The 21223-nt window shown below is 72.8% G+C and carries 21 protein-coding genes; 16 read left to right on the top strand and 5 right to left on the bottom strand.

Going from position 1 to position 21223, the window contains the following annotated elements; genetic code table 11:
• Nucleotides 1-65 precede the first annotated feature (65 nt).
• The 5 genes from CCS38_RS23675 (at nt 66) to glmM (ending at nt 5657) form a co-directional block, all read left to right on the top strand.
• Complete coding sequence (locus CCS38_RS23675; protein ID WP_223735313.1) at nt 66-1685, top strand: ABC-F family ATP-binding cassette domain-containing protein; 1620 nt, start codon at nt 66-68, stop codon at nt 1683-1685.
• 24 nt (nt 1686-1709) lie between these two features.
• Nucleotides 1710-2933 (top strand): glycosyltransferase family 87 protein, encoded by a 1224-nt coding sequence (locus CCS38_RS23680; protein WP_223735314.1) that lies wholly within the window; start codon nt 1710-1712, stop codon nt 2931-2933.
• A 202-nt stretch (nt 2934-3135) separates the two neighbouring features.
• The gene (gene rplM, locus CCS38_RS23685; RefSeq protein WP_030262884.1) at nt 3136-3579 is read left to right on the top strand and encodes a 50S ribosomal protein L13; all 444 of its coding nucleotides are present in this window, start codon (nt 3136-3138) and stop codon (nt 3577-3579) included.
• A 43-nt stretch (nt 3580-3622) separates the two neighbouring features.
• Nucleotides 3623-4126, top strand: coding sequence for a 30S ribosomal protein S9 (gene rpsI / locus CCS38_RS23690; RefSeq protein WP_030262889.1), 504 nt, complete (start codon nt 3623-3625; stop codon nt 4124-4126).
• A gap of 172 nt (nt 4127-4298) precedes the next feature.
• Nucleotides 4299-5657, top strand: coding sequence for a phosphoglucosamine mutase (glmM, locus tag CCS38_RS23695; RefSeq protein ID WP_223735315.1), 1359 nt, complete (start codon nt 4299-4301; stop codon nt 5655-5657).
• Nucleotides 5658-5660: 3 nt separating this feature from the next.
• Here the strand turns inward: glmM and CCS38_RS23700 are convergent, their stop codons facing one another.
• Together CCS38_RS23700 and coaA are read right to left on the bottom strand one after the other, a co-directional pair.
• Nucleotides 5661-6611: a DUF389 domain-containing protein gene (locus CCS38_RS23700; RefSeq protein ID WP_223735316.1), complete on the bottom strand. Its 951-nt coding sequence runs from the start codon at nt 6609-6611 to the stop codon at nt 5661-5663.
• A 23-nt stretch (nt 6612-6634) separates the two neighbouring features.
• Nucleotides 6635-7624, bottom strand: coding sequence for a type I pantothenate kinase (gene coaA / locus CCS38_RS23705; RefSeq protein ID WP_030262900.1), 990 nt, complete (start codon nt 7622-7624; stop codon nt 6635-6637).
• A gap of 228 nt (nt 7625-7852) precedes the next feature.
• Between coaA and CCS38_RS23710 the strand changes: the two genes are divergently transcribed.
• From CCS38_RS23710 to CCS38_RS23720, 3 genes are read left to right on the top strand one after another with little or no spacing between them, the layout of a single operon-like run.
• Nucleotides 7853-8071: a hypothetical protein gene (locus CCS38_RS23710; RefSeq protein ID WP_223735338.1), complete on the top strand. Its 219-nt coding sequence runs from the start codon at nt 7853-7855 to the stop codon at nt 8069-8071.
• A 48-nt stretch (nt 8072-8119) separates the two neighbouring features.
• Entirely contained in the window at nt 8120-9967 is a 1848-nt protein-coding gene (glmS, locus tag CCS38_RS23715; RefSeq protein WP_223735317.1) for a glutamine--fructose-6-phosphate transaminase (isomerizing), read from the top strand.
• Entirely contained in the window at nt 9964-10332 is a 369-nt protein-coding gene (locus tag CCS38_RS23720; protein ID WP_030262910.1) for a holo-ACP synthase, read from the top strand. The genes glmS and CCS38_RS23720 overlap by 4 nt, the downstream gene beginning before the upstream one ends.
• Nucleotides 10333-10456: 124 nt before the next feature.
• Here the strand turns inward: CCS38_RS23720 and CCS38_RS23725 are convergent, their stop codons facing one another.
• Nucleotides 10457-11878 carry an NAD(P)H-hydrate dehydratase gene (locus tag CCS38_RS23725; protein ID WP_223735318.1) on the bottom strand — a complete coding sequence of 474 codons (1422 nt, stop codon included), beginning with the start codon at nt 11876-11878 and terminating at the stop codon, nt 10457-10459.
• A gap of 179 nt (nt 11879-12057) precedes the next feature.
• Here CCS38_RS23725 and CCS38_RS23730 point away from each other — a divergent pair, with 179 nt between their 5' ends.
• The 5 genes from CCS38_RS23730 to CCS38_RS23750 all read left to right on the top strand — a co-directional run bounded on the left by CCS38_RS23730 (nt 12058) and on the right by CCS38_RS23750 (nt 16505).
• Entirely contained in the window at nt 12058-13035 is a 978-nt protein-coding gene (locus CCS38_RS23730) for a L,D-transpeptidase family protein (RefSeq protein WP_223735319.1), read from the top strand.
• 57 nt (nt 13036-13092) lie between these two features.
• Nucleotides 13093-14271 carry an alanine racemase gene (gene alr, locus CCS38_RS23735; RefSeq protein ID WP_223735320.1) on the top strand — a complete coding sequence of 393 codons (1179 nt, stop codon included), beginning with the start codon at nt 13093-13095 and terminating at the stop codon, nt 14269-14271.
• Complete coding sequence (locus CCS38_RS23740) at nt 14268-15509, top strand: alpha/beta fold hydrolase (RefSeq protein ID WP_223735321.1); 1242 nt, start codon at nt 14268-14270, stop codon at nt 15507-15509. The genes alr and CCS38_RS23740 overlap by 4 nt, the downstream gene beginning before the upstream one ends.
• 56 nt (nt 15510-15565) lie before the next feature.
• Nucleotides 15566-16084 carry a tRNA (adenosine(37)-N6)-threonylcarbamoyltransferase complex ATPase subunit type 1 TsaE gene (gene tsaE / locus CCS38_RS23745; protein ID WP_223735322.1) on the top strand — a complete coding sequence of 173 codons (519 nt, stop codon included), beginning with the start codon at nt 15566-15568 and terminating at the stop codon, nt 16082-16084.
• 178 nt (nt 16085-16262) lie between these two features.
• The gene (locus CCS38_RS23750; protein WP_223735323.1) at nt 16263-16505 is read left to right on the top strand and encodes a hypothetical protein; all 243 of its coding nucleotides are present in this window, start codon (nt 16263-16265) and stop codon (nt 16503-16505) included.
• 195 nt (nt 16506-16700) lie between these two features.
• On the opposite strand, the gene CCS38_RS23755 is transcribed toward CCS38_RS23750, so the two are convergent.
• A complete protein-coding gene (locus CCS38_RS23755; RefSeq protein WP_223735324.1) occupies nt 16701-17291 on the bottom strand; it encodes a hypothetical protein in 591 nt (196 codons plus the stop codon).
• A 119-nt stretch (nt 17292-17410) separates the two neighbouring features.
• Here CCS38_RS23755 and tsaB point away from each other — a divergent pair, with 119 nt between their 5' ends.
• From tsaB to tsaD, 3 genes are all read left to right on the top strand, one after another.
• Entirely contained in the window at nt 17411-18100 is a 690-nt protein-coding gene (gene tsaB, locus CCS38_RS23760) for a tRNA (adenosine(37)-N6)-threonylcarbamoyltransferase complex dimerization subunit type 1 TsaB (RefSeq protein ID WP_223735325.1), read from the top strand.
• 74 nt (nt 18101-18174) lie between these two features.
• Nucleotides 18175-18645: a ribosomal protein S18-alanine N-acetyltransferase gene (gene rimI / locus CCS38_RS23765; protein WP_037799185.1), complete on the top strand. Its 471-nt coding sequence runs from the start codon at nt 18175-18177 to the stop codon at nt 18643-18645.
• Nucleotides 18638-19771, top strand: a complete 1134-nt coding sequence (tsaD, locus tag CCS38_RS23770; protein ID WP_223735326.1) for a tRNA (adenosine(37)-N6)-threonylcarbamoyltransferase complex transferase subunit TsaD — start codon at nt 18638-18640, stop codon at nt 19769-19771. The genes rimI and tsaD overlap by 8 nt, the downstream gene beginning before the upstream one ends.
• Here tsaD and CCS38_RS23775 read toward each other — a convergent pair whose 3' ends face one another.
• Nucleotides 19772-20971 (bottom strand): THUMP-like domain-containing protein, encoded by a 1200-nt coding sequence (locus CCS38_RS23775; protein ID WP_372457138.1) that lies wholly within the window; start codon nt 20969-20971, stop codon nt 19772-19774.
• Nucleotides 20972-21223: the final 252 nt, after the last annotated feature.

Genomic DNA, 21223 nt, shown 5'->3' on the forward strand with positions numbered 1-21223 from the left:
GCCCGTACCGGGCGGCCCGGGAAACCCGTTTGGCCCACGGGCGCCGCGGGGCCGAGAATTCGCGCATGGGACATGTGGACGCCGGACATCTGGAGTACTACCTGCCGGACGGGCGGGTCCTGCTGGGGGACGTGTCCTTCCGCGTGGGGGAAGGCGCCACGGTCGCGCTGGTCGGGGCGAACGGCGCGGGCAAGACGACGCTGCTGAAGCTGATCGCGGGGGAGCTCCAGCCGCACGGCGGGGCGGTGACGGTCAGCGGCGGGCTCGGGGTGATGCCGCAGTTCGTGGGTTCGGTGCGGGACGACCGGACGGTGCGGGACCTGCTGGTGTCGGTGTCCCAGCCGCGGCTGCGGGCGGCGGCTAAGGCCGTGGACGAAGCGGAACACGCGGTCATGACGGTCGACGACGAGGCCGCGCAGATGGCGTACGCGCAGGCGCTGAGCGACTGGGCCGAGGCGCGCGGCTACGAGGCCGAGACCGTCTGGGACATGTGCACGATGGCCGCGCTCGGCGTCCCGTACGAGAAGGCGCAGTGGCGGCAGGTGCGCACGCTCTCCGGCGGCGAGCAGAAGCGGCTGGTCCTGGAGTCGCTGCTGCGCGGCACGGACGAGGTGCTGCTGCTGGACGAGCCGGACAACTACCTGGACGTGCCGGGGAAGCGCTGGCTGGAGGAGCGGCTGCGGGAGACGAAGAAGACGGTCCTCTTCGTCTCGCACGACCGGGAGCTGCTGGCCCGCTCCGCCGAGAAGATCGTCAGCGTCGAGCCGGGCCCGGCGGGCAGCGACGTCTGGGTGCACGGCGGCGGCTTCGCGACGTACCACGAGGCGCGCAAGGAGCGGTTCGCGCGCTTCGAGGAGCTGCGGCGGCGCTGGGACGAGAAGCACGAGCAGCTGAAGAAGCTCGTACGCAATCTCCGCCAGGCCGCGGAGAACAGCCACGAGATGGCTTCGCGCTATCACGCCGCGCAGACGCGGCTGAAGAAGTTCGAGGAGGCCGGGCCGCCGCCGGAGCCGCCGCGCGAGCAGGACATCACGATGCGGCTGCACGGCGGCCGGACCGGCGTACGCGCCGTGACCTGCGAGAACCTTGAGCTGACCGGCCTGATGAAGCCCTTCTCGCTGGAGGTCTTCTACGGCGAGCGGGTCGCGGTCCTCGGCTCCAACGGCTCGGGCAAGTCGCACTTCCTGCGGCTGCTGGCGGGCGAGGAGGTGTCTCACACGGGCGCGTGGAAGCTCGGCGCCCGCGTCGTACCCGGGCACTTCGCCCAGACCCACGCCCACCCGGAACTGGAGGGCCGCACCCTCCTCGACATCCTCTGGACGGAACACGCCAAGGACCGCGGCAAGGCGATGAGCGCCCTGCGCCGGTACGAACTCAGCCGCCAGGCCGAGCAGCGCTTCGACCGCCTCTCCGGCGGCCAGCAGGCCCGCTTCCAGATCCTGCTCCTGGAGCTGTCCGGCACCACGGCCCTCCTGCTGGACGAGCCGACGGACAACCTCGACCTGGAGTCGGCGGAGGCGCTGCAGACGGGGCTGGAGGCGTACGAGGGGACGGTGCTGGCGGTCACGCACGACCGGTGGTTCGCGCGGTCCTTCGACCGCTATCTGGTCTTCGGGGCCGATGGGCGGGTGCGGGAGACGTCCGAGCCGGTGTGGGACGAGCGTCGTGTCGAGCGGGAGCGGTAGCGGCGGGGCTTCTAGCCTGGCCGCATGGCGGCGGACGTAACGGGCGCAACGGGCGAAGCGGTGCAATCACCGTGCGCGGCGTGGCTGCTGCGGCCCGCCTCCTGGCCGTTGCGGGCCGTGGCCGGTGGGCTGATGGCCGTCGTGGTCTGGGTGACCGTCCGGCGGGGCGGGCACCTCGGGATGGACAACGGCTTTGCCGTGCGGGCGGCGGGTGCGCTGCTGGACGGCGGGGCGCCCTACGCCGACAAGCGGTTCCTGTATCTGCCGGGGGCGGTGCTCGCGGCCGTCCCCGAGGCGCTGCTGCCGCAGGGTTGGCTGCCCTGGCTCGTGCCGGCCGCCGGTGTCGGGCTCGTTCTGGCGGGCTGGTGGCTGAGTCTGCGGATCTTCGAGGTCGCGGCGGGCAGCAGGCTCGCCGCGCTCGCGGTGGCCGCGCTGCCGTTCTTCCAGCCGTTCCGCAACCTCGTCACGCTCGGGAACTGGACGCTGGCCTCGGTGGTGGCGTTTCCGCTGGCGCTGCTGATGGCCCGCCGGGGGAGGTGGGTGGCGGCCGGCGCGGTGATCGGGTCGGCGCTGGCGGTCAAGCCGATGCTCGTGCCCGTCCTGCTGCTCTTCGTCTTCGCACGGCGGTGGCGGGCGCTGGCCGCGGCGCTCGGCGTGCCCCTCCTGGTATCGCTGCTCGCCGCGCTCGTGATGCCGCGGCCCGGGATGTTCCTCACCCATACGCTGCCGTTCCTGCTGCGCGGGCAGGACGTCTTCGCGCGGCCGTACGACGCCTCGCTCGGCGCGGTCCTGGCCCGGCTCGGCCTGCCGGAGCCGGTGGCCCTCGGCGTGGCCGTGCTCGCGGCCGCTGCCGGGGTGGCCTGTGCGTATCTGCGCTGGCGGCGCGGGGACGCGGGGCCGCTGCGGCTCGTCGAGACGGCCGCGATGCTGCTGCTCGCCGCCTTCCTCGTCTCCCGCCCGTCCTTCGACCACTACCTGCTGGTCGTGCTCGGCCCGCTGCTGGCGTCCGTCGCCGTACCGGGCGCCGCGCCCCGTACCGTGTGGTTCTGGATCGCCCTCGTGCCCCAGGTCTCCGGCCTGGACTGGCCGTACCTGGAGGACATCAGGCGGCGGGCCTTCAAGGACGCGGCGATGCTGTGGACGCTGACCGCCGTGCTGGCGTGCGTCTGCCTGGGCCGCGGGAGCGGCCGGCCGGGCCGCCGGGACAGCGATGGCGGGGATCGCACCCCCGTACGGGGTGCGTTTTGACCCGCCTGGGGGAGGCCCGGTATTCTGCCTGTTCGTTATGCGTATTGGCTTGCTCTATCTCACGTGAGGGGCCCTTACGCCGGTCCACCGGGCCGATGACCGACGGCAGGCAAAGGGTTGCGTCACCCGGAGCCGCCCGTGTCGGTCTGTCGACCGAGGTGACCCTGTACAGGTCCCATCACTTAGAAGCGAAGGCTAAAACGTGCGTACGTTCAGCCCCAAGCCCGGCGATGTCCAGCGCCAGTGGCACATCATTGACGCGCAGGACGTTGTCCTGGGCCGTCTGGCGACTCAGGCAGCTTCCCTCCTCCGGGGCAAGCACAAGCCGGTTTACGCCCCTCACGTCGACACCGGTGACTTCGTCATCATCATCAACGCCGACAAGGTGCACCTGTCCGGCAACAAGCGGTCGCAGAAGATGGCGTACCGCCACTCCGGCTTCCCGGGTGGTCTGCGCTCCGTCCGCTACGACGAGCTGCTCGACAAGAACCCCGAGAAGGCTGTCGAGAAGGCCATCAAGGGCATGCTCCCGAAGAACACCCTGGGCCGCCAGATGCTCTCGAAGCTGAAGGTCTACGCGGGCGCCGAGCACCCGCACGCTGCTCAGCAGCCGGTCCCGTTCGAGATCACCCAGGTCGCGCAGTAAGTCCGGCCACACCCCCTAAGACGAAGAGAATCTGAGGAGCATCGTGGCTGAGACCACCGCCGAGACCCCGCTCGAGGTCGAGGAGTACACCACCGAGACCGAGGCGCCGCTGGAGGGTGAGTACACCTCCGAGTCCCTCGCCTCCCGCTTCGGTGACCCGCAGCCGGCCGCCGGCCTGGGCCGTCGCAAGAACGCCATTGCCCGCGTCCGGATCATCCCCGGCACCGGCCAGTGGAAGATCAACGGCCGCACCCTCGAGGGCTACTTCCCGAACAAGGTGCACCAGCAGGAAGTCAACGAGCCCTTCAAGGTGCTCGAGCTCGACAACCGCTACGACGTTGTCGCCCGCATCTCCGGTGGCGGCATCTCCGGCCAGGCCGGCGCGCTGCGCCTGGGCGTGGCCCGTGCGCTGAACGAGGCGGACGTCGAGAACAACCGTGGCCCGCTGAAGAAGGCCGGCTTCCTGAAGCGCGACGACCGTGCGGTCGAGCGCAAGAAGTCCGGTCTGAAGAAGGCCCGCAAGGCGCCGCAGTACAGCAAGCGCTAATCACGCTCGCTGCCTCGTGTGCAGCTTTCGCGCTTCGCGCGCAGCTTGGCGAACGCCCCGGGGGCACTTTCCGTGCCGCCGGGGCGTTCGGCTATCCGGGACCAGATAGGCGTATACCTGTACATAACGGTCATAACGGTCTGGTCCAAGCTCATGAACTCGGAGGACACCAGTGGGACGACTCTTCGGCACGGACGGGGTGCGCGGCGTCGCCAATGCGGATCTGACGGCAGAGCTCGCGCTCGGGCTGTCGGTCGCTGCGGCGCATGTGCTTGCGGAAGCGGGCACTTTTGAAGATCACCGGCCGGTGGCCGTGGTCGGGCGCGATCCCCGTGCCTCGGGGGAGTTCCTGGAGTCCGCCGTGGTGGCGGGGCTGGCCAGCGCGGGCGTGGACGTGCTGCGGGTGGGCGTGCTGCCGACCCCGGCGGTGGCGTACCTCACCGGCGCGCTCGGCGCGGACCTGGGCGTGATGCTCTCCGCGAGCCACAACCCGATGCCCGACAACGGCATCAAGTTCTTCGCGCGCGGCGGGCACAAGCTCGCCGACGAGCTGGAGGACCGGATCGAGAGCAGGTACCGCGGGCACGCCTCCGGTGACGCGTGGGACCGGCCGACCGGCGCGGGCGTGGGCCGGGTCAAGGACTACGCCGAGGGCTTCGACAACTACGTCGCGCACCTGGTCGGCGTGTTGCCGAACCGCCTGGACGGGCTGAAGATCGTCATCGACGGGGCGCACGGCGCGGCGGCCCGGGTCTCCCCGGAGGCGTTCGCGCGGGCCGGCGCCGAGGTCGTCACGATCGGCACCGACCCCGACGGCCTGAACATCAACGACGGCTGCGGCTCCACGCACCTGGAGAAGCTGCGCGCGGCGGTCGTCGAGCACGGCGCCGACCTGGGCGTCGCGCACGACGGCGACGCGGACCGCTGCCTGGCCGTGGACGAGGCGGGCAACGAGGTCGACGGCGACCAGATCCTCGCCGTCCTCGCGCTGGGCATGCGCGACGCGGGCACGCTGCGGCAGAACACCGTGGTCGCCACGGTCATGTCCAACCTGGGCTTCAAACTGGCGCTGGAGCGCGAGGGCATCGAGCTGGTGCGCACCGCGGTGGGCGACCGGTACGTCCTGGAGGAGATGAAGGCCCAGGGCTTCGCGCTGGGCGGCGAGCAGTCCGGGCACGTCATCGTGCTGGACCACGCCACGACCGGCGACGGCACACTGACCGGCCTGATGCTGGCGGCGCGGGTCGCGGCGACGGGCCGCTCGCTGTCCGAGCTGGCGGGCGTCATGGAGCGGCTGCCGCAGGTCCTGATCAACGTCCCCGACGTGGACAAGTCCCGGGTGGCCACCTCCGCCGAGCTGTCGGCCGCGGTGACCGACGCGGAGCGCGAGCTGGGCGCGACGGGCCGCGTCCTGCTGCGCTCCTCCGGTACGGAGCCGCTGGTCCGGGTCATGGTGGAGGCCGCCGACCTGGAGCAGGCGAAGGCCGTGGCCGGCCGGCTGGCCGATGTCGTCAAGTCCGCGCTGGGCTGAGCCTCAGCTCTCGCGTACGGCGGCACGCTCGCGCGCACGCTGGCGCGCCCAGAGGGACTTCTGGGCGACCAGTGTCAGCGTGCCCGCGACGATGATGCCCGCCAGGTTCAGCAGGAGCTGGCCGGTGGAGCCCACCGTCTGCGAGTAGTCGCCGTAAAGGAAGGCGACGGCGGCGTTCGAGGCGGCCGGGACGGTCGTCACGGAGATCGCGACGCCGACCAGGGCGCCGGACTTGGCCGAGGTCAGGGACAGGGTGCCCGCGATGCCGGCGAGCAGCGCCACCACGAAGGACATCAGGTCCGGCTGCCAGATGAAGGACGTGTTGGGCCGGTCCGCCTCGAACTTGTCGTAGGTGAAGAGGTCCATCGCGTCCATCAGGTAGCTGAAGCCCACGGTCAGGATCATCGCCACCGCGAACCCGGCGACCAGCGCCACCAGCGACCGCCACGCGAGCCGCGGGGCGCGCTGCACCACCGCCGTGCAGATCCCGGCCAGCGGCCCGAACTCCGGGCCGACCGCCATCGCGCCCACGATGAGGATCGCGTTGTCCAGTACGACACCGCACGCCGCGATCATCGTCGCCAGCGTCAGGAACGCGATGTAGGTGACGGTGAGCGTCGACTCCTCGTGCGTCGCGTCGCTCAGCTGTTCCCACAGGACCGCGTCCGCGCCCTCGCCCGGCGCGTCCTCCGCGGCCTGCACCGCGCGCGTGGACAGCGAGAGGTCGATGTGCTCGACGGCGATCGACCCGCAGTCGTCGATGCCGCGCTCGCGCAGTTCGCGCAGCAGTCCGTCGCCGGCCTCGCGCGCCACATCGCAGGTGATCACGTCCCCGGCGGGGTTGCGGGCCGCGCCGGCCAGTACCACCAGATGGGTGGTGCCGACCGTCTTCTCCAGCAGCGCCACCACCTCGTCCGTACGGTCCGCCGGGACGATGAGTCGCAGATGCAGCACAGCAGAGTCCTCGAAGTTCTCGCTCAGAGTTTGCGCAGCGACAGGCGCTGCACCTTGTGGTCGGGTCCCTTGCGCAGCACGAGGTTCGCGCGCCCGCGCGTGGGGGCCACATTCTGCTGCAGATTGGGCTTGTTGATGGTGCGCCAGTTCATCCGGGCGTACTCCAGCGCCTCTTCCTCGGAGACCTGGGCGTACTTGCGGAAGTACGAGAACGGGTTCTGGAAGGCGGTCTCGCGCAGCTTGCGGAACCGGCCGAGGTACCACTGCTCGATGTCCTCGGTGCGGGCGTCCACGTACACCGAGAAGTCGAAGAAGTCGGCGAGGCCGAGGCGGGTGCGGCCGTCCTTGCCGGGCAGCGCGGGCTGCAGCACGTTGAGGCCCTCGACGATGAGGATGTCGGGGCGGTGCACGGTCAGCCGCTCGCCGGGCACGATGTCGTAGATCAGATGCGAGTAGACCGGGGCGGTGACCTCGGCCTTGCCGGACTTCACGTCCGCCACGAAGCGGGTCAGGGCGCGCCGGTCGTAGGACTCGGGGAAGCCCTTGCGGGACATCAGGCCGCGCCGGTGCAGCTCGGCGTTGGGCAGCAGGAAGCCGTCGGTGGTCACCAGCTCGACGCGGGGGTGGTCGGGCCAGCGGGCCAGCAGGGCCTGGAGGAGGCGGGCCGTGGTGGACTTGCCGACCGCGACGCTGCCCGCCACGCCGATGACGAACGGCGTGCCCTCCTGGGCGCCGTGCCCCTTCTGGTCGCCCAGGAAGGTGTTCAGCGCGCCGCGGAGGTTGCTGGTGGCCCCGAAGTAGAGGTTCAGCAGCCGGGAGAGCGGCAGGTAGACGTCGCGCACCTCGTCCAGGTCGATGACGTCGCCCAGGCCGCGCAGCCGCTCGACCTCTTCGGCGCTCAGCGGGAGCGGGGTCTTCTCCCGCAGGGCGCTCCACTCCGCGCGGGTCATGTCGACGTACGGCGTGGCGTCGGCGCGGCGTCGTTGCTGCGGCTGCTCTGTCGTCATGGGCACGCCGCCCATTGTCCGCAGCCGCCCGCCACCGCTCATCCCGGGGTGGCGTTGCGGAGCAACCCGAACGGCTGCGCGGCCGTCCTCCTGGAGGACGGAATACCCATGTCTATACCAATCACGTATTCCTCGATAACGTCCGGCAGTGGGGGAGCGCGTCAATTTCTGCGTCGCGAGAAAAGGGGGGTGGGCACGGTGACACGCCTGCTCGATTACGTACGGCAGTACCGGCTGAGAGCCGGTGCGGAGACTGCGGCGGCCCCGGAATCCGGCGGCCACGCCGGCCTGGTCCACAGCGAACTGGCCGCCGAACTCCCCGACGAGGACCTGGGGGAGGAGCTGACGGATTGCCTGGTCCTGTACGAGATGGGCAGCAAGCCGCGCTGTGAGGAGGTGGAATTCCTCGATCTGGTCCAGGAGGCCATCGACCGGATCGAGAGCGGGCATTGACCCGTATGGGACGCGGGTATCGATCTCCGCGCGCCGTAGGCTGCCTTCATGTGCGGAATTGTGGGATACGTGGGCGGGCAGTCGGCCCTTGACGTCGTACTGGCCGGACTGAAGCGGCTGGAGTACCGCGGCTACGACTCGGCGGGTGTCGCGGTGCTGGCCGACGGCGGCCTGGCGGCGGCGAAGAAGGCCGGCAAGCTCGCCAATCTGGACAAGGAGCTGGCGGCGCGCCCGCTGCCGGCCGGCAGTACGGGGATCGGGCACACCCGGTGGGCCACGCATGGTGGCCCCACCGACGCCAACGCCCATCCGCACCTGGACAACTCCGGGCGGGTCTCGGTCGTGCACAACGGCATCATCGAGAACTTCGCCGCGCTGCGCGCCGAACTGACCGACCGCGGCCACGAGCTGGCCTCCGAGACGGACACCGAGGTGGTCGCGCACCTGCTGGCGGAGTCCTTCTCCTCCTGCGGGGACCTCGCCGAATCGATGCGGCAGGTCTGCCGCCGGCTGGAGGGCGCCTTCACCCTCGTGGCGGTGCACGCCGACGCGCCGGACGTGGTGGTCGGCGCGCGCCGGAACTCCCCGCTGGTCGTCGGCCTCGGTGACGACGAGGCGTTCCTCGCCTCCGACGTGGCCGCCTTCATCGCGCACACCCGGGAGGCCGTCGAGCTGGGCCAGGACCAGGTCGTCGAGGTGCGCCGGAACGGCGTCCAGGTCACCGACTTCGAGGGCCGCCCGGCCGAGGTGCGCCCGTACCACGTCGACTGGGACGCCTCGGCCGCCGAGAAGGGCGGCTACGACTACTTCATGCTCAAGGAGATCGCCGAGCAGCCGAAGGCGGTCGCGGACACCCTCCTGGGGCGCATCGGCGCGGACGGGCGGCTCTCGCTCGACGAGGTGCGCATCCCGGACGTGGTGCTGCGCGAGGCGCAGAAGGTCGTCATCGTGGCGTGCGGCACGGCCTTCCACGCCGGTCTGATCGCCAAGTACGCCATCGAGCACTGGACGCGCATCCCGTGCGAGGTCGAGCTGGCGAGCGAGTTCCGCTACCGCGACCCGATCCTGGACCACCGCACGCTCGTCGTCGCGATCTCCCAGTCCGGCGAGACCATGGACACCCTGATGGCGCTGCGGCACGCCCGCGAGCAGGGCGCGAAGGTGCTCGCCATCTGCAACACCAACGGCTCGACCATCCCGCGCGAGTCCGACGCGGTGCTCTACACGCACGCCGGGCCCGAGGTCGCCGTCGCCTCCACGAAGGCGTTCCTCACCCAGCTGGTCGCCTGCTACCTGGTCGCGCTGTACCTGGGGCAGGTGCGCGGCACGAAGTGGGGCGACGAGATCCAGGCCGTGGTGAAGGAGCTGGCCGAGATCGGCACCCAGGTGGACGAGGTGCTGGGCACGATGGAGCCGGTACGGGAGCTGGCCCGCGGCCTCGCGGACAAGAACACCGTGCTCTTCCTCGGGCGCCACGTGGGCCACCCGGTGGCCCTGGAGGGCGCGCTGAAGCTCAAGGAGCTGGCGTACATGCACGCCGAGGGATTCGCGGCGGGCGAACTGAAGCACGGGCCGATCGCGCTGATCGAGGAGGACCTGCCGGTGGTGGTGATCGTGCCGTCGCCGCGTGGGCGCTCCGTACTGCACGACAAGATCGTCTCCAATATCCAGGAGATCCGGGCCCGCGGCGCCCGCACCATCGTCATCGCCGAGGAGGGCGACGAGACGGTCGTCCCGTACGCCGACCACCTGGTCCGCATCCCCGTGACGCCGACGCTCCTGCAGCCGCTGGTGGCCACTGTGCCGCTCCAGGTCTTCGCCTGCGAGCTGGCCACGGCCCGCGGCAACGAGGTCGACCAGCCGCGCAACCTCGCCAAGTCGGTGACCGTCGAATGATCATCGGGGTCGGGATCGACGTCGCCGAGATCGACCGGTTCGCCGCGGCGCTGGAGCGCACGCCCCAGATGCTGGACCGGCTCTTCGTCGACAGTGAGCGGTACCTGCCGGGCGGCGAGCCGCGCGGCGTCGCCTCCCTCGCGGCCCGGTTCGCCGCGAAGGAGGCGCTGGCCAAGGCGCTGGGCGCGCCGCGCGGCCTGCACTGGACGGACGCCGAGGTGTACGTCGAGGAGAGCGGACAGCCCCGGCTCCGGGTGTGGGGCACGGTGGCGGCGGCCGCGCAGGAGCGGGGCGTCCAGTCCTGGCACGTCTCGCTCAGCCATGATGCGGGGGTGGCTTCGGCTGTGGTGATCGCGGAGGGATGAGTCACCCCTCCGCTGAGGGGGCGGGGGCGGAACACGCCGCGGGGGTGCGTGCTGGTGGCCGCCTGCGGGTCGGCTGTGGCTGGGCGCGCAGTTCCCCGCGCCCCTGAGGGCGCCCCGAGGCGCCCTAGGTGGTCACCGACAGCCACGTTCCCGGCAGGGCTTCGGCCACGTCGCAGGCCGTCAGCGGCGTGCCCGCGGACGCCGCCTGACGCGCCGCCAGCCCGTGCAGGTACGCGCCCGCCGACGCTGCCTCCAGCGGTGCGAGCCCGGTGGCCAGCAGGGAACCGGCCAGGCCCGAGAGGACGTCGCCGCTGCCGGCCGTGGCCAGCCAGCCCGTGCCGGTGGGGTTGACGCGGACGGTGGTCCCCTCGGGGGCGGTGATCAGCGTCGAGGAGCCCTTGAGCAGTACCGTCGCGCCGTACCGGGAGGCCAGCTCCCGTACGGCGTGCAGCCGGGCCGACTCCACCTCCTCGCGGGCCGCGCCCAGCAGGGCCGCGGCCTCGCCCGCGTGCGGGGTGAGCAGCGTCGGCGCCGTACGGGCGCGCAGCCGCGCCGGGTCCAGGTAGCGCAGCCCGTCGGCGTCCACGAGTACGGGCACGTCGGAGGCCAGGACGTCGGCCATGGCCTCCTCGTTGTCGCCCAGGCCCGGGCCGGTCACCCATGCCTGCACGCGGCCCGCCTTCGAGGGCGGGCCCGCGTGCACCAGCGTCTCCGGATGTGCGGCGATCACCGCGTCGCCGCCGGGGCCCACGTACCGGACCGCGCCCGCGCCGCCGCGCAGCGCGCCCGAGACCGCCAGTACCGCGGCGCCCGGATAGCGCGCCGAGCCCGCCACCACGCCGACCACGCCGCGCCGGTACTTGTCGCTGTCCGCCGCCGGGACGGGCAGGAGCGCCGCCACGTCGGCGTGCTGCAGCGCCGCCACGTCCGCCTCGTCCGGCAGGTCCAGGCCGATGTCCACCAGCCGCAGCGCGCCCACGTACTCGCGCGCCGGATCGATCAGCAGCCCCGGCTTGTACGCGCCGAACGTCACCGTCGCGTCCGCCCGCACGGCCGCACCGTCCACCTCTCCGGTGTCCGCGTTCACCCCGCTCGGCAGGTCCACCGCGAGCACGGTCCTGCCGCGCGCCGCCTCGGCCAGCTCCGCCGCCTCCGGGCGCAGCCCGCCCTTGCCGCCGATGCCCACGATGCCGTCCACGACGAGGTCCGCGCGGCCGATGTCGGCCCGGGGGTCGGCCGACACCCGGCCGCCCGCCGCCCGGAGGGCCGCCAGACCGCCCTGGTGGGCCCGCTCAGGGGACAGCAGCACCGCGCGCACCCCGACGCCCCGGCGGGCCAGCCGGGCGCCCGCGTACAGGGCGTCGCCGCCGTTGTCGCCGCTGCCCACCAGCAGCACCACCCGGGACCCGTACACCCGCCCCAGGAGATCCGCACAGGCCACCGCCAGGCCCGCCGCGGCCCGCTGCATCAGGGCCCCGGCCGGCAGCCGCGCCATCAGGTCCCGCTCCGCCGCCCGCACCTTCTCCACGCTGTAAGCAGTCCTCATGCCCCCAGTCTCACCCGCTGGGGCGCGGCACCGCCCGGCCGCACCGCACGGCACCGCCCGGCCGCCATCGTCGCCGCGCGCCACGGGCACCGCCCGCCCGGCCGAAGAATCCGACCCACCAGGGCGAACCTGGCCGCGCCCCGGTGGCCCGCCGCCGCCCGCGCGGGACAGATGAACTTATGAACCGCACTCTCGCGGGCCTGCTGGCCGCGGCCACCGGCACCGCCACGCTGCTGACGCTCGCCGCCGTTCCCGGGACCGCCGTCGACGGACCGGCACCGCCGAGCCCGCAACGCCCCGCACCGGTCGCCGAGTCCGACCTGGTACCGGGCATCGCCGACTCGCCCGGCGGCGGGGCGCCGAAGGACACGCCCGACCAGGCACAGGCACCGGACATGACGGCGCGCGCCGAGGAGGAACCACCGCCCGGCCGTTTGCCGGACCCGGGGGGTGACGCCCTGGTGGAGTACGTACCGCCCGCCGAGGTGCTCCAGCGCGCCCCGGGCGGCGCGGTGGCCCCTGCGGCGGCCCCCATGGCGCCGCAGGCGTGCTCCACCTCCACCGGCCCCTACCAGCGGCAGGTGGAGCGCTATCTGAAGCTCACGGTGGACGGCAAGCAGTCACCGGCGGACTGCAAGGTCATCCGCGCCTTCCAGGAGAAGCACGGCATCATCCCGGCCAACGGCTTCACCGGCCCGGTGACCGGGGGCGTCGTCCGGCTCGCCGAGGCGAAGGCGAACCCGAACGCCGACAAGCGCTGCCCCGTGCCGCGGATGCGCAAGAAGGGCGAGCACTGGGCGCCGCGCGTGGCCTGCGTCGACCTGGCCCGCCAGATCATGTGGGTACAGAACCACGACGAGGTCATCTTCGGCCCGGCCCCCGTCCGCACCGGCCGCAAGGGCTACCCGACCCGCACCGGCACCCACCACGTCTACTGGAAGAACCGCGACCACTTCTCCACGATCTACCACTCACCCATGCCGTTCAGTCAGTTCTTCGACGGCGGCCAGGCATTCCACGGCATCACCGCCAACATCTACAGCCCGCCCGGCTCGTACGGCTGCGTGAACCTGCGCAAGCGGCACGCGGAGAAGCTGTGGGGCATGCTCAGGACAAACGACAGCGTCTTCGTATGGGGCAAGAAACCGGGCACGTGACGCCCTCATAAGGCGGTCGACGGCTGCGCCGGAGCGGCGCCTGAGACACTGAAGGCGATGACTGAGAGAGCAACGCGCGCCCGGGCCGCCATCGACCTCACCGCCCTGAGGTCGAATGTGCGCGCCCTCAAGGTGCGTGCTTCAGGTGCGCAGCTGATGGCCGTGGTGAAGTCCGACGGCTACGGCCACGGCGCGCTGCAGTGCGCGGCGGCGGCCCGCGAGGCGGGCGCCGAGTGGCTGGGCACCGCGCTCCCCGAGGAGGCGTTCCAGCTGCGCGAGGCGGGCGACACCGGCCGCCTCATGGCGTGGCTGTGGACGCCGGGCGGCCCCTGGCGGAAGGCCGTCATGCTGGACATCGACGTGTCCGTGAGCGGCCTGTGGGCGCTGCACGAGGTCTCCCACGCCGCGCACGCCACCGGCCGCACCGCCCGGGTCCAGCTCAAGATCGACACGGGGCTGGGGCGCAACGGCTGCCAGCCGGCCGAATGGGCCGAGCTCACCGCGGCCGCCCGGGACGCCGAGCGGGACGGCCTGATCAAGGTCACCGGCGTCTGGTCGCACTTCGCGTGCGCCGACGAGCCCGGCCACCCCTCGATCGCCGCCCAGCTCGCCGTCTTCCGCGACGCGCTCGCGACGGCGGAGGCGGCGGGCCTCGCGCCCGAGGTCCGGCACATCTGCAACACCCCGGGCCTGCTCACCCTCCCCGACGCGCACTTCGACCTGGTACGCGCCGGTATCGGCATCTACGGCATCTCGCCGAGCCCCGAGGTCGGCACGCCCGCCGACTTCGGGCTGCGGCCGGTCATGACGCTCTCCGCCTCGCTGGCGTCGGTCAAGCACGTACCGGGCGGCCACGGCGTCTCGTACGGGCACCACTACACGACGCCCGGCGACACCACCCTCGCGCTGGTCCCGCTGGGCTACGCCGACGGCGTCCCGCGGCACGCCTCCGGCGTCGGCCCGGTGCTGGTCGCCGGCAAGTGGCGGACGATCGCCGGACGGGTCGCGATGGACCAGTTCGTGGTCGACCTGGGCGGGGAATCAGCCACGGTGGGGGACGAGGCGGTGCTCTTCGGACCGGGCGACCGCGGCGAGCCGACGGCCGAGGACTGGGCGCAGGCCACGGGAACCATCGCGTACGAGATCGTCACGCGGATCGGAAGCCGGGTGCCGCGCGTCTATGTCGATGAGCACGGAAATGTCCCTGAGCACGACAGAACGGGGGACGGGACATGAGTGAAGGCACACGGGGGGTACCGGACATGGCCGGGGCCGCCGCCGGAGCGGCGGAGACCGTGAGCAGCTGGGCCCGGGCGGGACGGCACGCGGGCATCGCGGGCGCCGCGATCGGCGTGGTCGCCGCGGGCGCGGCCACCGGGGTGGCGCTGGAGCGGCTGACGGTCGGCCGGGGCATGCGCCGCAAGGCACGGATGGCGCTGGACTCGGCGGGCCCGTACGGGTCGCTGCGCGGCACACCGGGCACGGCGTACGCGGACGACGGCACCGCGCTGTACTACGAGATCGACGAGGCCGACGACCGGCCGGACGGCGAGACCCCGGGGGCCCGCCGCAAGCGCCTGCTGGGGGCCCTGGGGCGACGCTCCGCGGCCCCCACCGTCGTCTTCTGCCACGGCTACTGCCTCACCCAGGACGCCTGGCACTTCCAGCGGGCCGCGCTGCGCGGCAGGGTCCGCAGCGTCCACTGGGACCAGCGCAGCCACGGCCGCTCGGCCCGCGGCCACGCGCAGATCGAGGGCACCGATCCGGTCACCATCGACATGCTGGGCCGGGACCTGAGGGCGGTACTGGACGCCGCGGTCCCGGAGGGGCCGATCGTGCTGGTCGGGCACTCCATGGGCGGCATGACGGTGATGGCGCTCGCCGACCAGTTCCCGGAGTTCGTCGCCGAGCGTGTGGTGGGCGTCGGCCTGATCGGCACGTCGGCCGGGCGGCTGAGCGAGGTCGCCTTCGGGCTGCCGTCGCTGGGCGTGAAGGCGTTCCACCGCTTCGCGCCCGGCGTGCTGAAGGCGCTGGGCGCGCAGAGCGAGCTGGTCGAGAAGGGCCGCCGGGCCACCGCCGACCTCTTCGCGGGCCTGGTGAAGCGGTACTCCTTCGGCGCGCCGAAGGACGTGGACCCCGGCGTCGCCCGCTTCGCCGAACGCCTCATCGAATCGACGCCCATCGACGTCGTCGCGGAGTTCTTCCCGGCGTTCGCGGTGCACGACAAGACGGTCGCGCTGGCGGCCTACGACGGCGTACCGGCCCTCGTACTGGCCGGCGACCGCGACCTGATCACGCCGCCCGAGCACAGCCGCACGATCGGCGAACTCCTCCCGGCCGCGGAATTGATCTGCGTACCGGACGGCGGCCACCTGGTCATGCTGGAACACCCGGAACTGGTCAACGACCACCTGACGACCCTGGTGGAACGCGCGGCCATGGAGGCCCGGAGCTGGCGGCCGGCCCGGGCTTGAGGGCGAGCGGCCCACGGTGGCGCGCGTGGGGTGCGAGGGCTCGTACCATCGGCGGCATGAGCACCACCGACGCCATCACGCAGGTAACCGTCAAGACTCCGGACCGGATGCAGGAGCTGGGCCGCCGGCTCGCCGGCCTGCTGCGCCCGGGTGACCTGGTGCTGCTGAGCGGCGAGCTCGGCGCCGGGAAGACGACGCTGACCCGTGGCCTGGGCGAGGGCCTGGGCGTACGGGGCGCCGTCACCTCGCCGACCTTCGTCATCGCCCGGGTGCACCCCTCGCTGCACGTCGGCCCGCCGCTGGTGCACGTGGACGCGTACCGGCTCGGCGGCGGCCTGGACGAGATGGAGGACCTCGACCTCGACGTCTCGCTGCCGGAGTCGGTGGTGGTCGTGGAGTGGGGCGAGGGCAAGGTCGAGGAGCTGTCCGAGGACCGGCTGCACGTGGTCATCGCGCGCACCGTGGGCGCGGAGGCGGCCGCGGGCGACGCCGAGGACGACGTCCGCGAGGTCACCGTCACCGGAGTGGGCGAGCGCTGGGCGGGCTGCGACCTGAGCCTGCTGCAGGAGGTCTGACGGGAGAGGCGCCGGGGGCGACCGGGCAGGACCTGCCCGGTCCGCGGCATCCGTAGTTTCCGACAAGCCGTCGGGAAGATGTTGCGTCGGCGGTACCGGGCGTGGTCACATGGAAGAAGAGAGCCGGTTAGGTCTACCTAACCATGCCCGCTCGCCCCAGGATTCCCGGGAGGCATCCATGTCGGCCCACCAGTCCCTCGCCGCGGCGGCCCGCCGCGACGACAGCGAACCGTCTCCGTTCCGGCGCGAGGACGGCCCCGGGCCGACGATGAACGAGCTCCTGGCGTCCTGTGCGGCCGCCAACGCGGTCTCCACGCCCCCGGAAGCCCCGGCCCCCGAGGTGCCGGCCGCCACGGAGGCCCGCACCGAGCCCGTGACCGAGGACACCCACCTGCCGAACAGCGGCCGCGACGCGGCGTAGGGCAGCACGGGCAGCACAGGGAAACCGCAAGGGCGGGCGCGCCCCAGAGGCCCGCTCCCACGCGCTCCGGAGCCCGCTCCCACGCGCCTCAGGAGCCGTCCACCGGCCGCCGCGACACCCCGTAGCCCGTACGAGTGATTCCTAATTCCGCGTCCGTGCGCTGCGCCGTACGGGTGCGGGCGGCCCGCGTGCGCGCTACGGAACGACGACGACCTTCTTGCCGATCGTCGCGAACTTCCACATCGCCGCGCCGTCGGCCCGCTTCTCGCGGATGCCGCCCGTCTTCTGCTTCTGCTGCGTGCCCGGCTGCGGCATCGAGCCGTCGACCGCCGCGCTGAAGCCGACCACGACGTTGTCGACCGTCGCGAACCGCACGACATTCTCGATCGGAATGCCGTCGGAACCGGTCACGCTCGCGGAGCGCGTGGTCACCGTGTAGGCCCCCGGCGCCGGGCTGACCGCGCTCGGCACGACCTCGTACGTCCGCAGGACCTGGTTCTTCGGGCCGACCAGCCACACCCGCCGGGCGTCCAGCGCGTACACCACCCGCTGGCCCGTCCCGGAGTGCGCCGGCACCGCGGTCCTGCGCCGCTCCTTCTCCTTCGCCGACTCCTTGGGCGCGGGGTGCCCCGACGGCGCGGGCGAGGCCACGGGGCCGCCCTTGGCCGAGCGGACCGGCACCAGCTCGCCGGTGGCGTCCGCCGATGCCTGGAAGGCCAGGAAGCCGACCGCGGCCAGCGCGGCCACAGTGAGAGCCGTCACGATCGAGCTGCTCCTAGCGGCCACCGCCGTGCCACCTTTCCGTACGGTCCGTACGCGTCAGAAGTCCGAAGTCCCCGCACGCAGCGTACCGGCGAGCGCGGTACCCGGCAGGGCGGTGTCCGCCGCGCCGTAGTCTTGAGGGCGTGCTGCTGCTTGCCCTTGACACCGCGACCCCCGCCGTTTCCGCCGCCCTGCTCAGCTGCGACCCCGTCCCCGACGGCGGTCCGGCCGTTCCCCGCGTGCTCGCCGAGGCGCGCGAGGTGGACGCGCGCCGCCACGGCGAACTGCTGCTGCCCGCCGTCGACCGGGTGCTGGCTCAGGCCGGCGTGAAGCTCGACGCGGTCACGGACATCGTCGTCGGCGTCGGCCCCGGTCCGTACACGGGACTGCGCGTCGGCCTGGTCACCGCCGCCACCTTCGGCGCTGCCCTGGACGTGCCCGTGCACGGCCTGTGCACGCTGGACGGCCTCGCGTACGCCTCCGGAATCGAGGAGCCGTTCGTGGTCGCCACGGACGCGCGCCGCAAGGAGGTCTACTGGGCCCGCTACGCGGACTTCCGTACACGGGAGACCGAGCCCGCCGTCGACCGCCCGGCCGACATCGCCGAGCAGGTCGCCGGGGTGCCGGCCGTGGGCGCGGGCGCGATCCTGTACGCCGACACGTTCGACGGCGTACGCACGGACGGGCCCGAGTACCAGTCGGCGGCCGCCCTCGGCACGCTCGCCGCCGAGAAGCTGGCCCGCGGCGAGACGCTGCTGCCGCCGCGGCCGCTGTACCTGCGCCGCCCCGACGCCCAGGTGCCCGCCAACTACAAGGTGGTCACTCCCAAGTGACCGCCCACGCCGACCAGCCCGCCGGCCGGCCCGGGACCACGCTCCCGGGCGCGCCGGCCGCCACGCTGCGCGAGATGCGCTGGTGGGACATCGAGCCGGTGCTGGCGCTGGAGGAAGAGCTGTTCCCCGAGGACGCCTGGTCCCGGGGCATGTTCTGGTCCGAGCTGGCACACGCCCGCGGGCCCGGCGCCAACCGGCACTACACCGTCGCCGAGCGGGACGGCCGGCTCGTCGGCTACGGCGGCCTCGCCGCCGTGGACGGCACCGGCGACGTCCAGACCATCGCCACCGCGCGCGACCAGTGGGGCTCCGGGCTCGGCGGCCGGCTGCTGACCGACCTGCTCACCGCCGCCCACACCTTCGAGTGCCACGAAGTGCTCCTCGAAGTACGCGTCGACAACCACCGGGCCCAGCGGCTCTACGAACGCTTCGGCTTCGAGCCCATCGGCTTCCGCCGCGGCTACTACCAGCCGGGCAACGTCGACGCCCTGGTCATGCGCTACACCACCGAATCCCTCGTACAAGGAACACCGATCAATGGCTGACGAACCGCTCGTCCTCGGCATCGAGACCTCCTGCGACGAAACCGGTGTCGGCATCGTCCGCGGCCACACCCTCCTGGCCGACGCGATCGCCTCCAGCGTCGACGAACACGCCCGCTTCGGCGGCGTCGTCCCCGAGGTCGCCTCCCGCGCCCACCTGGAGGCCATGGTCCCCACGATCCAGCGCGCCCTGAAGGAGGCCGGCGTCGCCGCCTCCGACCTGGACGGCATCGCGGTCACGGCCGGTCCCGGCCTCGCCGGCGCCCTCCTCGTCGGCACCTCGGCGGCCAAGGCGTACGCGTACGCCCTCGGCAAGCCGCTGTACGGCGTCAACCACCTCGCCTCGCACATCTGCGTCGACCAGCTCGAACACGGCGCGCTGCCCGAGCCGACGATGGCCCTGCTGGTCTCCGGCGGCCACTCCTCGCTGCTGCTCGCGCCGGACATCACCTCCGACGTGCGGCCGCTGGGCTCGACGATCGACGACGCGGCGGGCGAGGCGTTCGACAAGGTCGCCCGGGTGCTGAACCTCGGCTTCCCCGGCGGCCCGGTCATCGACCGGATGGCCCGCGAGGGCGACCCGGACGCGATCGCGTTCCCGCGCGGCCTGACCGGCTCCCGCGACCCGAAGTACGACTTCTCCTTCTCCGGCCTGAAGACCGCCGTGGCCCGCTGGATCGAGGCCAAGCGGGCAGCGGGCGAGGAGGTGCCGGTGGCGGACGTCTCCGCGTCCTTCCAGGAGGCCGTCGTGGACGTGCTGACGCGGAAGGCCGTCCGGGCCTGCAAGGACCACGGCGTGGACCACCTGATGATCGGCGGCGGCGTCGCGGCCAACTCCCGGCTGCGCGCGATGGCCGAGCGGCGCTGCGAGGACGCGGGCATCACGCTGCGCGTGCCGCGCCCGAAGCTGTGCACGGACAACGGCGCGATGGTCGCGGCCCTGGGCGCCGAGATGGTCGCCCGGAACCGCCCGCACTCCGCCTGGGAGCTGTCCGCCGACTCCTCCCTCCCGGTCACCGAGCCGCACGTCCCGGCCCCGGGCCACGAGCACCGGCACGGCGTCCCGCACTCCCACCACCACGGTCACGATCACGTGCACGAGGTCAGCAAGGACAACCTGTACTCGTGATCAGTCGCCGACGGGCGGCGACGCCGGCGCCCCGACCAGCATCGTCGGGGCGCCCGCGACGCGGGTGAGGAGGACCGTGGCGGAGTTCGGGCCGCGGAGCTTCACCTTGCGGCGGATCTCCTCCGGTTCGACGGCGGAGCCGCGCTTCTTGACCGTCAGCACGCCGATCTCGCGTTCCCGAAGGAGTGCCTTGAGCTTCTTCAGGTTGAAGGGCAGCTCGTCGGTGATCTCGTAGGCGGCGGCGTACGGGGTGGGGCGCAGCTCGTCGGCGGTGATGTACGCGATGGTCTCGTCGATCAGGCCGCCGCCGAGCTCGGCCGCGACCTCCGCGACCAGGTGCGCGCGGATGACGGCGCCGTCCGGCTCGTAGAGGTAGCGGCCCACCGGGCGCACGGACGGGTCGGGGAGCGGGGCCGTGGTGCTGAGCGAGGCGCCCGAGGGCAGCAGGGTCGCCCGCATCGCGCCGGGCTCCGTGCCGAACCAGAGCACGGCCTCCTTCACGTCGCCGCCGTCCGAGATCCACTCCGCGGCGGCGTCCTCGGGGATCGCCTCGTGCGGGATGCCGGGCGCGATCTTCAGTGCGGCGCGCGGGGCCTTGCGGGCCGCCTCGACCGCCCAGGAGAGCGGCGGGGAGTACGCCTCGGGGTCGAAAATGCGGCCGCGGCCACCCCGCCGCGCCGGGTCCACGAACACCGCGTCGTACGCGGCAGTGTCTGTCTCCGTGACGTCCTCGCAGCGCACCTCGATGAGGTCCGCGAGCCCCAGCGCCTCGGCGTTCGCGCGGGCCACCTCCGCGGTCAGCGGGTCGCGGTCCACCGCCAGGACGCGGATGCCCGCCCGGGCGTACGCGATCGCGTCGCCGCCGATGCCGCAGCACAGGTCGGCGACGCTGCGTACGCCCAGTTCCGCGAGGCGGGCGGCGCGGTGGACGGCGACGGTGCGGCGGGTGGACTGCTCGACGCCGTTCGGGGTGAAGAACATCCGGTACGCGTCCTCGGCGCCGAACTTCGCGACCGCCCGCTGCCGCAGCCGGGCCTGCCCGAGGGCCGCGGAGACCAGCTCGGCCGGGTGCTCGCGGCGCAGCCGGGTGGCGGTGGCGAGTTCCTGGGCGGGGTCGTGGTCGCGCAGACCGGCCAGCAGCGCCCGGCCCTCGTCGGTGAGCAGCGCGGAGAAGGAGTCGAGAGGGTTCACCCGGCCCATTCTGGGGCAGGTCACGGAACTGCTGACCGACAGGTCACGGATCTCTTTCGAAGCCACGTTGGCACTCCGCTTGACCGAGTGCTAACCGCGTCATAGTCTCGGCGCTGGCACTCCCCGTTGGAGAGTGCCAACCAGCGAGCCGACCGGGCGCATGCCCGGGGAGCGAGCGAAAGCTACGCGCGACGGGCAGGTCCGGCACCCGCGACGACGGATCCACCTGGTCGCCACCTCAGACAGTTAACCCCGTGAGAT

The sequence above is a fragment of the Streptomyces purpurogeneiscleroticus genome (assembly GCF_020024005.1).
GTDB lineage: Bacteria > Actinomycetota > Actinomycetes > Streptomycetales > Streptomycetaceae > Streptomyces > Streptomyces purpurogeneiscleroticus.

Coding starts and splice junctions, on each gene's coding strand:
- CCS38_RS23675 (WP_223735313.1), top strand. CDS start 66: ATGGGACATGTGGACGCCGGACATCTGGAGTACTACCTGCCGGACGGG.
- CCS38_RS23680 (WP_223735314.1), top strand. CDS start 1,710: ATGGCGGCGGACGTAACGGGCGCAACGGGCGAAGCGGTGCAATCACCG.
- glmS (WP_223735317.1), top strand. CDS start 8,120: ATGTGCGGAATTGTGGGATACGTGGGCGGGCAGTCGGCCCTTGACGTC.
- CCS38_RS23720 (WP_030262910.1), top strand. CDS start 9,964: ATGATCATCGGGGTCGGGATCGACGTCGCCGAGATCGACCGGTTCGCC.
- CCS38_RS23725 (WP_223735318.1), bottom strand. CDS start 11,878: ATGAGGACTGCTTACAGCGTGGAGAAGGTGCGGGCGGCGGAGCGGGAC.
- CCS38_RS23730 (WP_223735319.1), top strand. CDS start 12,058: ATGAACCGCACTCTCGCGGGCCTGCTGGCCGCGGCCACCGGCACCGCC.
- alr (WP_223735320.1), top strand. CDS start 13,093: ATGACTGAGAGAGCAACGCGCGCCCGGGCCGCCATCGACCTCACCGCC.
- CCS38_RS23740 (WP_223735321.1), top strand. CDS start 14,268: ATGAGTGAAGGCACACGGGGGGTACCGGACATGGCCGGGGCCGCCGCC.
- tsaE (WP_223735322.1), top strand. CDS start 15,566: ATGAGCACCACCGACGCCATCACGCAGGTAACCGTCAAGACTCCGGAC.
- CCS38_RS23750 (WP_223735323.1), top strand. CDS start 16,263: ATGTCGGCCCACCAGTCCCTCGCCGCGGCGGCCCGCCGCGACGACAGC.
- rimI (WP_037799185.1), top strand. CDS start 18,175: ATGCGCTGGTGGGACATCGAGCCGGTGCTGGCGCTGGAGGAAGAGCTG.
- tsaD (WP_223735326.1), top strand. CDS start 18,638: ATGGCTGACGAACCGCTCGTCCTCGGCATCGAGACCTCCTGCGACGAA.
- CCS38_RS23775 (WP_372457138.1), bottom strand. CDS start 20,971: ATGGGCCGGGTGAACCCTCTCGACTCCTTCTCCGCGCTGCTCACCGAC.